General features: G+C 58.6%; 10 protein-coding genes and 1 pseudogene. 7 read left to right on the top strand and 4 right to left on the bottom strand.

Annotated features, from left to right (window positions below; genetic code table 11):
- Nucleotides 1-9 precede the first annotated feature (9 nt).
- Nucleotides 10-297: pseudogene (locus MHN28_RS25085) on the bottom strand (BCCT family transporter); the annotation flags it as partial.
- A gap of 224 nt (nt 298-521) precedes the next feature.
- A complete protein-coding gene (locus MHN28_RS17380) occupies nt 522-2,981 on the bottom strand; it encodes a CoA transferase (protein WP_239343838.1) in 2,460 nt (819 codons plus the stop codon).
- 111 nt (nt 2,982-3,092) lie between these two features.
- Here MHN28_RS17380 and MHN28_RS17370 point away from each other — a divergent pair, with 111 nt between their 5' ends.
- Nucleotides 3,093-4,067, top strand: coding sequence for a LysR family transcriptional regulator (locus MHN28_RS17370; protein WP_255733324.1), 975 nt, complete (start codon nt 3,093-3,095; stop codon nt 4,065-4,067).
- A gap of 157 nt (nt 4,068-4,224) precedes the next feature.
- On the opposite strand, the gene MHN28_RS17365 is transcribed toward MHN28_RS17370, so the two are convergent.
- Together MHN28_RS17365 and MHN28_RS17360 are read right to left on the bottom strand one after the other, a co-directional pair.
- Nucleotides 4,225-4,662, bottom strand: a complete 438-nt coding sequence (locus tag MHN28_RS17365) for an acyl-CoA thioesterase (protein WP_370645741.1) — start codon at nt 4,660-4,662, stop codon at nt 4,225-4,227.
- A gap of 63 nt (nt 4,663-4,725) precedes the next feature.
- The gene (locus tag MHN28_RS17360) at nt 4,726-6,675 is read right to left on the bottom strand and encodes a 3-hydroxyacyl-CoA dehydrogenase NAD-binding domain-containing protein (protein WP_239343837.1); all 1,950 of its coding nucleotides are present in this window, start codon (nt 6,673-6,675) and stop codon (nt 4,726-4,728) included.
- A 248-nt stretch (nt 6,676-6,923) separates the two neighbouring features.
- Between MHN28_RS17360 and MHN28_RS17355 the strand changes: the two genes are divergently transcribed.
- The 6 genes from MHN28_RS17355 to MHN28_RS17330 all read left to right on the top strand — a co-directional run bounded on the left by MHN28_RS17355 (nt 6,924) and on the right by MHN28_RS17330 (nt 13,711).
- Complete coding sequence (locus MHN28_RS17355) at nt 6,924-8,468, top strand: class I adenylate-forming enzyme family protein (protein WP_239343836.1); 1,545 nt, start codon at nt 6,924-6,926, stop codon at nt 8,466-8,468.
- 2 nt (nt 8,469-8,470) lie between these two features.
- Nucleotides 8,471-9,688, top strand: a complete 1,218-nt coding sequence (locus MHN28_RS17350; protein WP_239343835.1) for an acyl-CoA dehydrogenase family protein — start codon at nt 8,471-8,473, stop codon at nt 9,686-9,688.
- Complete coding sequence (locus MHN28_RS17345; RefSeq protein ID WP_239343834.1) at nt 9,685-10,857, top strand: CaiB/BaiF CoA-transferase family protein; 1,173 nt, start codon at nt 9,685-9,687, stop codon at nt 10,855-10,857. The genes MHN28_RS17350 and MHN28_RS17345 overlap by 4 nt, the downstream gene beginning before the upstream one ends.
- Complete coding sequence (gene pcaF / locus MHN28_RS17340) at nt 10,857-12,062, top strand: 3-oxoadipyl-CoA thiolase (RefSeq protein ID WP_239343833.1); 1,206 nt, start codon at nt 10,857-10,859, stop codon at nt 12,060-12,062. Before MHN28_RS17345 ends, pcaF begins: the two co-directional genes overlap by 1 nt.
- A gap of 174 nt (nt 12,063-12,236) precedes the next feature.
- Nucleotides 12,237-13,193 carry a tripartite tricarboxylate transporter substrate binding protein gene (locus tag MHN28_RS17335; RefSeq protein WP_239343832.1) on the top strand — a complete coding sequence of 319 codons (957 nt, stop codon included), beginning with the start codon at nt 12,237-12,239 and terminating at the stop codon, nt 13,191-13,193.
- Nucleotides 13,190-13,711, top strand: a complete 522-nt coding sequence (locus MHN28_RS17330) for a tripartite tricarboxylate transporter TctB family protein (RefSeq protein WP_239343831.1) — start codon at nt 13,190-13,192, stop codon at nt 13,709-13,711. Before MHN28_RS17335 ends, MHN28_RS17330 begins: the two co-directional genes overlap by 4 nt.
- Nucleotide 13,712: the final 1 nt, after the last annotated feature.

Below are 13,712 nucleotides of genomic sequence, written 5' to 3'. Positions count from 1 at the left end.
AATCATAGTTTAGAGAGGATCAAGGCTGAACGCGGCGAACCGGCAGGGCATGCTACTTTGACGGGCTCGCAAGTACGCCCAAAGGGCAACAATCCTGTAGGTGTCGGCGTCAGACACAACGCAAACAGGGTCGCGAGACCGAGCCCGGCCGAGAACACATCGCGAACCAACTGAAATGCTGAACTCGGGTCGGGAATCGTCATCCGCCAATCGCGGAGAACCGGATTTCGAAAACATCAGGAAGAAGCAGAACAGCATGACTCCGGCAACAACCGAGATATAGCACCAGCTCAGGCCGCTTACTCGCCAGGATCAGATCGAGCGGTAGATGCCACCAGTGAATTCCACGTTCAGGGGCGTGAGAATCAAGATGGCGATCATCGCCTTCGAAGCCAAGCCCAGAACGATAGAGAAACCGGGCTAGGCCGCCAGATGGGCACTGGGTTTTTCCTCTGACATTCAGGTCCTCCGTTACGACGAAATTAAGGCAGGTCTTCCTGTGCCAGTCCATTGCAACCGAACTATTCGGGCAGATATTTCTCCGACCATTCGGTGCCGGCCGCACCCCTCTCGATCATCCGTTGGATTTGCGCCGTGTCGTATCCAAGCTTCGCCAGAATCTCGGCCGTCTGCGCTCCGTATTTGGGCTTCGGACCCGGAATGGTAATCCGACCCGTGGTGGGGCGCACCGCGTTCGGCGCGACCAGATCACACCAGCGTCCCATCGGGTGCTCATCATGGCGGATGACGCGGAAAGTATCCTGAGTAATGTCGACGTCACCCGCGCTTTCCAGTTGTAGTGCCTTGTCGCGTGTCTCGAGCAGCGAGGCCAGTGGAACAACAGTGCTTGCGCCCCCGAAAGCCTGCCGCCAGTAGGATAGTGGTTTGAGCCGGAAGCGCTCTGCCAGATCACCGTGCAGATCATCCGTGGCTTTGTCGGCAAGATCGGCCAAGTCCGGTACTTTTGCCAGAACGGCTTGCCGTTCAGTGGGCGCTGCGAAAAACATCCATTGATCCGCCGCCTCGTAGCAATGATAGAAAGGCCCCCAACCCAAAGCTCCGCGACCCGAGGGTTCATCAAAGGGCGCACGTCCGTCATAGTCGTACATGAACTGCGCCTGAATGAGGTTGCCCGCACCTGCCAGCGAGGCCCGCGCAACGCCCCCCTGCCCCGTTTCGCGCAACCTCAGCAAAGCGCCGCCAAGGGCAACGCAGGCACAGAACCCGGTCAGCACGTCAATGGTTCCGAAATGCGCGTGTTCTTCGGGCGTCTCCATACCACCGCCGAACCGCACCATGACACCGGTGGCTGCCTGCGCCAGATCGTCATATCCCAGATGATCGGACTTGGGTCCGCGCATCGGCCCGCCAAAGGCATCCAGTTGCACAAGGATTAGCCGCGGATTGATCGAAGCCAGAAGTTCCGGCGACAAGCCCAGCTTGTCGCGCTGCTGATCGGTCCCGTTCATGGTGATGACATCCGCGTCGGCGATGAGTTTGCCCAGCGCCTCCTGCCCTTCATCGCTACGAAGATTAAGAAGGATGCTCTTCTTGCCGCGCTGTGCGTGGATGCCGAACACGACTGTATTCCACGGGTCGACAGACGGCTCGACCGGTTGAACCAGCGTCACTTCGGCGCCAAACCGTGCCAAAGTAGAACCGATGGTCGGGCCCGCGATGACATTTGTCAGATCCAGAACCTTCAGCCCGTCAAGCCAGCCGCTGCTGCCGGTGACACCTCCGCTACGCGGCCTGTCGGCCAGCAACTCGTTCAGATCAGCCGCAATCGGGCCGGTTTTCTTGGACGCACCGTCATCCCCCGACAGCCAGGCAACATTGCCCATCTGGCGCATCTCGCCATGGCGCGCGTCCTCAACCCGAAATACCAGTCCAGAGGCCAGCGCATGAGGATCGGCCAGCCATTCCTTGCTGAACCGCTGCGCCGTGGCCGGAGCCTTGGCAGTGCCGAACAGCTCTTCCCATTCATGGGCGGGACGGGTGAGAAACGCCTCTTTCATAGCCGACGACACGCGAGCCCTATCGGAAGGTCCGACCGGGTAGTTGCGCATCGACCATTCGGCGGGCCAGTCCTTGGTGTCCAGATAAGCCGAGAAGTCCGGTAACTCGTCCGCCAGCTCACCAAGTCCCAGCGTCTCGAGAACACGACGCGGGTGCGTGGCGACCGATCCCGACACAACATAAAAACCGCGCCCATCCGCGCAAGTGTAGGTGCGATAAAACGGGTCGAGGTATTCCGACAGCTCGTCGAATTTCAAGTTCATCGGCAAGCCCTCAGCGGCCCGACGATCTAGTTCCACCTCGCGCGGGGATTTGTAGCGTTCTGGGTAATCTTCGATCTGTTCGCAATTGTAGATCAAACCCTCCAGCAAAGACGAGGCCAATGGGACTTCGATATGGTCACCCCCATTGCGGTCACGCGCGTTCAGAGCAAACAGCACAGACATGGCTCCGAAACTGGCTCCGTAGGCCGAGGCCAATGTCAGCGGTGTAAACGACGGGTTTATTCCCATCAGTCGGCGGTTTAGTCCCATATCGGTAAATTGACCGGTGTAAGCAGCGATCACTGCCTCCCACGCTGGCAAGCCTGCAAGCTCGGGGTCGGTCGAGGCAAAGCCGGGCATCGACAGGTAAATTAGCTGATCATTTGCGGCGCGCAGAACATTAGCCCCCAGTCCCAACCGATCCATGACGCCGGGCCGGAAATTTTCAAGAACTACATCGGCGCGTTTTGCCAGTTCGATAGCTGTCTCGCGCCCCAGATCCGTCTTAAGGTCCAACGTCAGTACTTTTTTCCCGCGTGAGATCATGTCGAAGGCCGGATCATCAAAGGCCGGGCCTCCGGGCCGGTCGATACGGATGACCTCAGCCCCCATATCGGCCAGCATCATACCAACGAGCGGAGCGGCAAGGTATTGCCCGAAATCAAGGACTCGAATGTGGGAAAGAGGACGATCAGACATGTCACACCTGCACTAATTTTTCTGAATGGGCGCTTCGTTCTCGTGAAACCTACGCACAACCTTAGAAATTGAACACTGGCCTAAACCTGATGCTCACCCTAATATTATGTTATGGAAAAGCTGATACGACCCACCGCCGGATCGCTGAATGCTCTGTTGGTTCTCGAAGTGGCGGTGCGCCATTCGAGCCTGTCTCGCGCGGCCGGGGAACTGGGGTTGAGCCAACCCGCAGTATCGCGCCATATCACGACTCTGGAAGACCGGCTCGGGCAGCCGCTTTTTAAGCGCAATAACAATCAAATCACGCCTACTGAAAACGCGGTCAGGCTGGCCGACGCCATAGCGCTGGGATTTGGCCATGTAGATCAGGCCTGGACCGATATCTTGGCCCCACCAGACCGGAAAGAGGTGACTCTGGCCTGCACTTTCGGCTTTGCCGACCAGTGGCTGATGCCGCGATTTTCCGACCTGCGCCACCATCTGGGCGACGGCCGGGTCCGCGTTGTTACGACGGACCAGTTAGGGGACATCGATCTCAGCCGATTGGATGCGGCTGTGGTGTGGGATCCGACGCGCCAGCCAGAACGCCCCTGTTTTCCGCTTATCCGATCTGAAACTTTTCCGATCTGCAGCCCGGAATTTCTTGAGACACACCCCGAAGCAAAAGAATGTATTTCCAACCTCGCCGCGAGTCTGTTTCTGCATTTCGATATCGGAGAGTCGGGTTTCCTGACCTGGGACAAGTGGTTTGCCCAAACAGGCCTTGAGCCTCCGACCTTTGGGCAGTTCTCGTCCTTTGACGCTTATCCATTCCTGCTGCAATCCGTCCGTCGCGGAGAAGGCATCGCCCTTGGTTGGAACGGTCTTGTCGATCAGTCGCTGGCCAAGGGTGAAGTGCTGCGCCTTGGGCCATCCGTATCGGATCGGGAGGTGTCTTACTTTCTGCAGCATCGTCCAGTTCGCAGCGATAACGGTGTCCTCGGACGGATGCTGCGCTGGTTCGAGCGGGCGGCATCCGAGCAAGCTACCCACCCCAGAAGCGCACGCCTTCCTGAATCAGAAGGGTTCGAAAATCAGCACCTTTGATATCGCAAATTGCGATCCCTTCGTTGATCGACCGAAAAATCGTCAATCGCCAGAATTTCCCTGCGAGTTTCTATCATCTGAGGCTGTCATGTCTGGTGATATCTTGCGCGGGAACCTCTTAAACCCAATCCCGACCGGTCATGTTGAGCACCCAAGTCTATTCATCGTCAAAAACCGGTCGCGGCGAACCTTTTTTGTCCAGTGCAACAAATACAAAGTCCGCATCCGTCACCTTCTCGGCCTTTCCCGAGTATCTTGGCCTTGCCCAAGCATCTACGTGAATCCGCATCGATGTTCGCCCAACCGCTCGTAGTGTCGCGTAAAGGGTGACTTCGTCTCCGACCTTGACCGGCCTGAGAAACTTCATGGCTTCGACGGCCACCGTAGCACCACGCCCTTGCGAAACACGCCCAGCTATGTTTCCCGCCGCCATATCCATTTGAGACATAAGCCATCCGCCGAAGATGTCGCCAGAAGGATTGGTATCCGCCGGCATGGCAATAGTGCGGATAACCAGCACGCCTTCGTCTTGCTGCCTGCCATGAGTCGCGAGGTCCAATCCACGCGCCAGAGCCGCTTCAATGTCATCATTCATTTTCTGACCTCTCCCGTTTTGGTACCAGGGTCATGCATTTAGACTTAGCACAGGTCCCGATGACTAGCCGCTAGAGTGATGCATTGGACCGCCTTTGTAGCGCGGAAAGCCGTAGCCATTGACAAATACCACGTCGATATCTCCGGGTTTTTCGGCGATGCCTTCGCGCAAAATGTTAGCGCCTTCCTGATGCAGGGCATGTATACAACGCTCGGCAATTTCGTGGTCCGATAGCATCCGACGCGCTATCCCGGCCTTTTCGGCGACGCTTTGAATCAGCGATCTAACGTCCTCGTCCAGTGTGGCGTTGCCGCCGTCGTAGCGGTAGAATCCGGCCTGTGTCTTACGGCCTTTGCGCCCCATTTCGACCAGTTGGTCATGTACCTGAAACGCATTCGGATGCACTGTCCCATCCGGCAGCGACTTGCGCATCAGATAGCCGATATCGATGCCCGACAGGTCCAGCACCTGAAAAGGCCCCATGGCCATACCAAACCGTCGCAGTGCGGCGTCCACCGTCTCGGGCGAGCCGCATTCCAGCATGAGAAGCCCCGCCTCGCGCTGATAGGCCTGATACATGCGGTTGCCGATGAACCCGTGGCAAACCCCAGCGATGACGCCAATTTTGCCCAGCTTTTTCATGACTGCTGCTAAAGTTGCCGTGACTTCGGGGGCTGTGCGGTCGGTACGAATGACCTCGACCAGTTTCATGATCTGAGCCGGGCTGAAGAAATGCAGACCCGCCACCCGGTCCGGGCGCGCCGTGGCCGATGCGATCTCGTCAATGTCCAGATACGAAGTGTTTGTGGCCAGAATGGCAGTCGGGTGGCAGACCTGATCCAGCTTTTCGAAGATCTTCTTTTTTATCGCCATGTCTTCGACTGCGGCTTCGATCACCAGATCGCTTTGTGCCAAGTCTTGGTAGTCTGTGGTGGGGGTGACTTTTGCCAGAATGACCTCGGCATGCGCGCAATCCAGCTTGCCACGTTTGACGGCCTGTTCAAGGTTGGAGCGAACACGCTCGATCCCGGCCTGCGCGGCTTCGTCCGATATTTCAACCAACGTGACCGGGATGTTTTGCGATGCGAAGACTTGTGCGATCCCTGCCCCCATGGTGCCCGCGCCAATGACGGCCACACTATTGATTTCAGCGGCCTGCGACAGGTCCAGACCTTCGACTTTGTGCGTCGCACGCTCGGCAAAGAAAATATGGCGCAGCGCGGTGGATTGCGGGCTTTTGCGCAACTCCAGCGACAGCGCACGTTCGGCATCAAGCCCGGCCTGAAAGTCAGAGCCCGTGGCCGCCTGAACCGCATTGATGACCGCCAGTGGCGCATCCAGCCCGCGTTTGCGCTTGGCACACATTGCACGCCATTGATCGAATACATCGGGATCAAAGCTGTCAGGACCAATGGGCCGGTTCAGCTTGAAAAGAGTCGGGTCCACGCCCGCCAGCGTTGTCGCAAAAGAAAGCGCGTCGGGTTCGAGATCGTCGGCAATTGCATTGATCAGCCCGCTTTCCAGAGCCTTTTGCGCGCTGACTGGTTTGCCCTCAACCGCCATCTCCAACGCGGGCTCGACCCCGATCAGGCGCGGCAGCCGCTGTGTACCACCCGCGCCGGGGACAAAGCCCAGGTTGACCTCGGGCAGGCCCAATCGCGCGTCCGCCGTCGCGATCCGATGCGAACAGGCCAGCGCGATTTCCAAGCCACCGCCAAGCGCCTGACCGTGGATCGCCGCGACAACCGGCTTGGGACAGGATTCAATGAACAGCACCAGATCGTTCAGGTGCGGCGGCACGGGCGGCTTGCCCAATTCCGAGGCATCTGCCCCCGCCATAAATGTCCGACCCGCACAAATCAGCACCACCACGGCGACCTCGGGATCGGCCGAGACGGCCTGAAACGCATCCCACAAGCCCTGCCGCACGGCCTGCGAAATGGCGTTGACCGGCGGAGCATCCACCCGGATCAGCCCAACCTGTTCCGTTCGCGTCACTTTTACGGCGCTCATGCCTTGTCCTCCGGCTTGTGTGATGGGTTGCGGGTATCTGTACAGAAATTTCGATGGATCGGGGTATAGAGAGTTTCGATCCCTGCCAGAGGCAAACCCTATGGGTATGCAAATCCAATCTATATGTTTTTCGTATGCCCAGCAGTTAAAAATGATATTTTTATTATCGCAAGACGCTCTCTACCCTGACCGGCAATCAGAGAAGGCCCCGCACCAGGTTGGGCCGGAACAGGAATTGCGAGGTTATTATGACAAATCTGGGATATCTCGTGACCCGTGCCGCCCGTTTCTGGGCAGACCGGGTTGCTCTCAAGGACGAACGCGTCACGCTGAGCTACGCACAGGTGGACGACCGCACGAACCGCTTGGCCACCGCGCTGGCAGGGCTGGGCGTCGTCAAAGGTGACCGGGTTGCGGTACTGGCCTGGAACCGGGTCGAGATTGCTGAGGCCGAGGTGGCGCTGTTGAAAGGTGGCTTTACCCGTGTGCCGATCAACGCGCGGCTTTCGGCGGATGAAGTGGTGCATGTCTGTGCCGACAGCCAGGTGCGCGTACTGATCACGGATGAGGCGCATCTGCCCGCCGCCCAGCGCGCGCTGACGGAAAACCCCGAATTGCAGACGCTGCTGGTCATGGGTGAAGGCGGCAGCTACGAAGACGCGCTTGCACAGGCCGATAACGGCCCGGTCAGCGTCGAAACCAACCCCGACGACATTGTCGTGCACCACTATACCTCGGGGTCCTCGGGGGTTCTGAAGGCTGCGATGCATTCTGTGCGCAACCGTCGCGCAATCCTGCGCAAAATCACGTTCCGGTCGCGCCTGTATCCCGATCAACCTGAAACCTTTCTTCACGTGGGGCCCATAACCCATGTGTCGGGGATGGCATTGCTACCCATGCTTTCGCAGGGGCACACCAATATCATCCTGTCGCGGTTTGACGTGGACAATTACCTTTCGACGCTAGAGCGTGAAAAGGTGACACAGACCTATCTGGTCCCGACCATGATCAACCGCATCCTCGCCGCACCGAACCGGAGCGCTTACGACCTCTCCTCCCTCAAACTGCTGCGGTACGGTGCGGCACCCATCTCTCCCACTCGCTTGCGCGAGGCGGTCGAGTTCTTTGGTCCGATCCTGAATCAGGGTTATGGCGCCGGCGAGGTTTGCTCCTCGGTCACGCTGCTGACTGAGGCGGACCATAAGCTGGCACTCGACAGCCGACCCGAACTGTTCCAATCCTGCGGTCGCGCATTGTTCGATACCGAGGTCAAGGTGGTTGACGACAATGGCACGGAAATGCCCGTCGGAGAAGCAGGCGAACTGGTCGTGCGTGGCGAAGACGTCATGCAGGGCTATTACAACGCCCCCGAACTGACCGCGCCGGTGCTGAAGAACGGGTATTACCACACCGGTGACATCGCCTATGTGGACGAGACCGGTTACATCTTCATTATCGACCGAAAGAAGGACATGATCGTTACCGGCGGGTTCAATGTTTACCCCAACGAGGTCGAACACGCCCTGTTTGAGCGCCCCGAAGTTTATGAGGCCTGCGTCGTTGGGGTGCCCGACCCGGACCTGGGCGAGGCCGTGAAGGCCGTGATCGTTCCGCGAAAGGGTGCTTCGGTCGACGCTAACGCCCTGATTGAGCATTGCATTGAAAAGCTTGGGAAATTCAAAAAACCTCATTCGGTGGATTTTGTCGATGAACTGCCCAAAAACGACGCGGGCAAAATCCTGCGGAGGCAGGTGCGCGACGGATATTGGGCCAACTCAGATCGGAAGGTGTGACCATGACTCAAGGATTGAACCGCGCCACATCCGGGCTTGAGACCGGGGCTTTTGCCACCTTGCGCACGAAGGTGCATGATCTTCTGTATGATGAGATGATCCCGTTCGAACGCGAAAACGGGTTGAGCCACGAAACCCGGTTCGAACGTGCGCAACTGGAAGAATGGTGGAAACGCTCGCGCGAGTTGGGAATTTATGGCTGCAACCTGCCCGAAGAGTTCGGCGGGCTTGGTCTTTCGATCGATCAGCTTTGTACGCTCAAGGCCGATTGCACACGTTCAAACGCGGCGCTTTACGGTTGTGTTCTGGGCGAAAACGGCGGCCCGATGCGGATTGGATATATCATCACGCGCGCCACGGATGAGCAGAATGAAGAGTTTTTCTATCCCGCCGCGCGCGGCGTACGGGCCGGGTGTTTCGCGCTGAGCGAACCCAACGCGGGGTCGGATGCCATGCGCATCGAAACATCGGCCGTGAAAGACGGTGACGATTATATCATCAACGGGCACAAGCGCTATATCACCGCATCTCGCACGGCGGATTTTGCCATTGTCATGTGTGTCACCGACCCAGAGGCGGGCGCAAATGGGGTGACTGCCTTTCTCATTGATGCGGCTTCGCCCGGATATCGGGTCGAGGGGCATTACCTGCCGATGTCCGGACAGCATATCGACAACGACATTATTCTGGAAAACGTCCGGGTTCCCGCGCGAAATATCCTTGGGGGCTTGGGCAACGGGTTCAAACTGGGCATGGAGCGGATCAACATCAACCGCTTGCTGCAATGCCCGACCATGTTGGGCCATGCGCAGTTCGCGCTGGAACAGGCGGTCGATTATGCCAACCGTCGGGTCCAGTTCAAACAACCTATCGCCAACTTTCAGGCGATCCAGCACATGCTGGCCGACATGAAAACCGCCAATTTCGCGGCGCATTCCATGATCCACGCGGCCGCCGCCAAAGCGGACCGGGGCGAAAACATCCGCACCGAAGCCGCCATGTGCAAGGTTTTTGTCGCCGAAAATGCCTTTCAGGTGGCCGACAAGGCGATCCAGATTCACGGCGCGACCGGCATGACCAAGAACCACCCCGTCGAATGGGTATTCCGGCGCCTGCGTATGTTCCGCGTTCTGACCGGAAGCTCGGAAATTCAGCGCAATACCATCGGCAAAGGTATTCAGAAAGAGTGGCAGAAGGCAAATCCGGAGGCTGTACAATGACGAATGACTGGTCGTTTCTGAACGGGATGCGCATCGTCGATCTGTCGCGTCTTTTGCCGGGGCCCTTTGCCACACAAACCCTGGCCGATCTGGGTGCCGAGGTCATCAAGATCGAAGAACCCAAGCACGGAGATCCGGGGCGTCGGCTGGGCAAAGACATGTTCGCGCGTCTGAATCGCAACAAGAAATCCCTGACGCTGGATCTGAAATCCGATGAGGGCAAGGCGGTTCTGACCGACCTGCTTAAAGGCGCGGATGCGGTGATCGAAAGCTTCCGGCCCGGCGTGATGGAAAGGCTGGGCTTCGGGTACGAGGACGTGTGCGCGCTCAACCCGGCAATCGTCTATTGCTCGCTGTCTGGTTTCGGCCAGACCGGCCCCTATCGCCAACGCGCCGGGCATGACATCGATTTTCTGGCGCTGTCGGGTTATTTCGCCGTGCCCAGTCAGGTCAATGACAAGCTGGCCCGCCCGAAGGTTCGTCTGTCGGACTACGCCGGTGCAATGTATGGCGCGCTTTCACTGGCGGTGGCCATGGGATCGGCCAAAATGAGTGGTAAAGGCCAGTACCTGGACGTCGCGATTACGGACGCCATGGTCAACTGGTCCGCGCCTCTGGTGCGCATCGCACATGAGTTGTGCGAAGGGGACCCGGACAAAATGTCCTTTGTCATGCCCGACAATGACATCTTTGAAACCAGTGACGGCGGGTATATTGCAATCGGTTTGTTCGAAAACAAGTTCTGGGTGCAGCTGGCCACAATGATGGACAGCGAATTCCCGCAACTTGGCCAACCTGAATATGCTACCAACCAACTGCGCAACCAGCGCAAGCGCGAAGTGCATACGATGATGACCGAGATGTTCGCCTCGAAATCGCTGGTCGAGTGGGAATCGTTGTTCCGCCCCACCGATCTGCCCTGGGCGGTAGTCTATCAGGACATGCGCCTGTTCGACGACCCACACCTGCAGGATCGCGGCATGTTCGGAGAGCTGGGCGAAGGCGAAAACAAGAGCTTTCAGGCTGGCTATCCGACCAAGTTCTCGGGCGGTCTGAACGAATTCAACCGCGCCCCGCCCAGCAAAGGACAGGATACCGACGAGATTCTTCGCGGGCTGGGCCATGACGATGCCGCCATTCAGGCGATGCGCGACGCAGGAGTGATCTGATGACCGAGGCTTTTATCTGCGATGCAATCCGCACGCCTATCGGGCGTTATGGTGGAGGGCTGTCTTCGGTTCGTGCTGACGATCTCGGGGCAATCCCGCTGCGCGCACTGATGGAACGCAATCCACAAATAGACTGGGCAGCGGTCGATGACGTTCTGTTCGGCTGCGCCAATCAGGCGGGCGAGGACAACCGCAATGTGGCACGCATGTCGTCTTTGCTGGCCGGGCTGCCGGACACTGTGTCCGGGACCACGCTGAACCGGCTGTGCGGGTCCGGACTAGATGCGGTCAGTTACGGCGCGCGCGCGATCCGGGCCGGGGATGCCGACTTGATCATCGCAGGCGGTGTCGAAAGCATGAGCCGGTCGCCCTTTGTAATGCCCAAAGCAATGTCTGCTTTTTCGCGTGCGGCCGAGATACATGACACTACCATAGGCTGGCGCTTCGTGAACCCGTTGATGAAAGCGCAATGCGGTGTCGACTCGATGCCGGAGACCGCCGAAAACGTGGCGGAGGACTTCGCTATCAGCCGTGAAGATCAGGACGCCTTTGCCCTGCGCTCGCAACAGCGCGCAGCTGACGCGCAGGCTGCTGGGTTTTTCGCTGAAGAAATCACTCCTGTGACCATTCCCCAGCGAAAGGGCGACCCGCTTGTCATAGACACGGACGAACATCCCCGTCCCGATACCACGCTGGCGGGTCTGGCCAAGCTGCGCACACCTTTCCGCGAAGGCGGGTCGGTGACGGCGGGCAATGCCTCGGGCGTAAATGACGGCTCGGCGGCGCTGATCATTGCCAGCGAAGGGGCCGCCAAACGCTATGGCCTGACACCCCGCGCGCGCATCGTCAGTGCTGCGGCGGCTGGGGTCGCCCCGCGGATCATGGGGTTCGGCCCGGCACCGGCCACGCAGAAGTTGCTGGCACGTACAGGGCTGCAGATCGACCAAATTGATGTGATCGAATTGAATGAAGCCTTCGCCGCGCAAGCTTTGGCCGTAACCCGCGCCCTGGGCCTGCCCGACGATTCGCCACAGGTGAATCCAAACGGCGGCGCGATCGCACTAGGCCATCCCTTAGGCATGTCCGGCGCGAGACTGGCACTGACTGCGACACATCAACTGCAGCGAACAGGGGCGACCCGCGCGATCTGCACAATGTGCATCGGCGTCGGTCAGGGAATTTCGCTTTTGTTGGAGCGGGTTTAAGCCAACGAGCACAGGTTCCGCCAATGACGCGCGAACAAATGGGTTTCGTCATATGATTTTCCTATAACGAAAATCGAAAGATAATATTACCCTAATGGCCTAAAGCGGCGATAGCCTTTGAAAATGGATTTTCAGGCAATGGCGCATTGCCACGAACTCGATGGGAGGAGAACCATGACAAATCTAGGATGGATGAAGAGCCTGGCCGCAGGTGCGGCGCTGGTTCTGAGCGGAACACTGGCGCAGGCCGCCGATTTCCCGGAGCGCCCGATCGACATGATTGTCGGCTTTAAGGCCGGCGGCGGAACCGACACTTATGCACGCGCGCTGGCCAGCGCAGCCGAGGCACATACCAGCGGTCAGCCGGTTGTGGTGGTCAACAAGCCCGGCGGCGGCGGTCTGGTTGGTGGACGTTTTGTAGCGGATCAGCCGCCCACAGGTTACACCCTGTACCTGGCCTCGGCGGGCTCGATGGTCCTTAAGAACCTGATCAAACCGCAGGTTGTTTCGACCGATGACTTCAAAATGGTCGGCACCATCGGCGAACTGACCGCGGGTATCTTCGTACCTGCCAGCTCGCCCATTCAATCGCTGGACGAACTGATCGAAACCGGTAAATCATCAGACACAGCATTGCGCTGGGGCCATACCGGTCGCGGCAATGTCTGGCACATGGCCGGCCTGGGCGTGCTGAAGCCAAATGACGTCAAAGCCAAGGACGTACCGTTCAAGGGTGGATCCGGCGTCCGCGCCGCGCTGGCCAGCTCTGAGGTCGACTTTGGCGTGATGGGTGCGCATCTGGGCCGTGGTTTTGAGGATGAGGTCCGCCTGTTGGCGGTTCTGTCCAACACCCGCCATCCGGCAGCACCCGACGCACCGACGGCCAAGGACCTGGGAGTCGCATTCATTCCGGTATCCTCGCCCATGATCGTTATGGCTCCGGCAAGAACGTCTGATGAGGTTGTAGCACAGCTGTCGGACGCTGTCGTGGCAATCACTCAGGATGAAGCCTTCCTTGAAACGCTGACCACTGCAGGTTTGCCAACCGCAAGCATCAACGGCCCGGATACCGCCGCCAATATCGAGGCATCGAAGGCGGATTGGGGCAAGCTGCTGGAAGGTCTGGAATGACCCAGAACGTAGACATTGACGTGGCGCGCAAAACAGCGCGCCACAACATCGCAGCAGGCGCGGCGCTGACCGCGCTGGCCGCCTTCTTTTTCTGGAAATCCTTCAACATCTCACTGGATTTTGTTGACGAGGAAGGTGTAGGACCGCGGTTCTTCCCGCAGGCCATTTGCGTGGCGCTTGGACTGATCGGAGTGACCCTGGCAGTGTTCGGCATCAGGGGCCAAATCGCTCCGGCCGACAAAAGCAGTTTTGACGCGAAACGCTTCTTTTCAGACGCCGTGCCGCTGTTCCTGCTGGGTCTGGCCTTTGTCTGGATGTTCGGTGCCTTCGGCTACATCGTTGCTTGTTTCATACTGCTGCTAGTCGCATCACTGCTGTTCGCCGTACGTCCGCCGGCGCTGATCCTACTGCCGGTGATCGGTACGATCACTTTGTACCTGCTGTTCTTCAAGCTGATGACGGTGTTCGAACCAGCCGCGACAATCTTCAACCCTCTGTCCCTGCTTGGGCTGAAGTGAG

Source organism: Ruegeria sp. Ofav3-42 (assembly GCF_022347725.1).
Taxonomy (GTDB): domain Bacteria; phylum Pseudomonadota; class Alphaproteobacteria; order Rhodobacterales; family Rhodobacteraceae; genus Ruegeria.
Note: the sequence above shows the minus strand (reverse complement) of the source record. Positions and strands in the feature narration are given on the sequence as shown.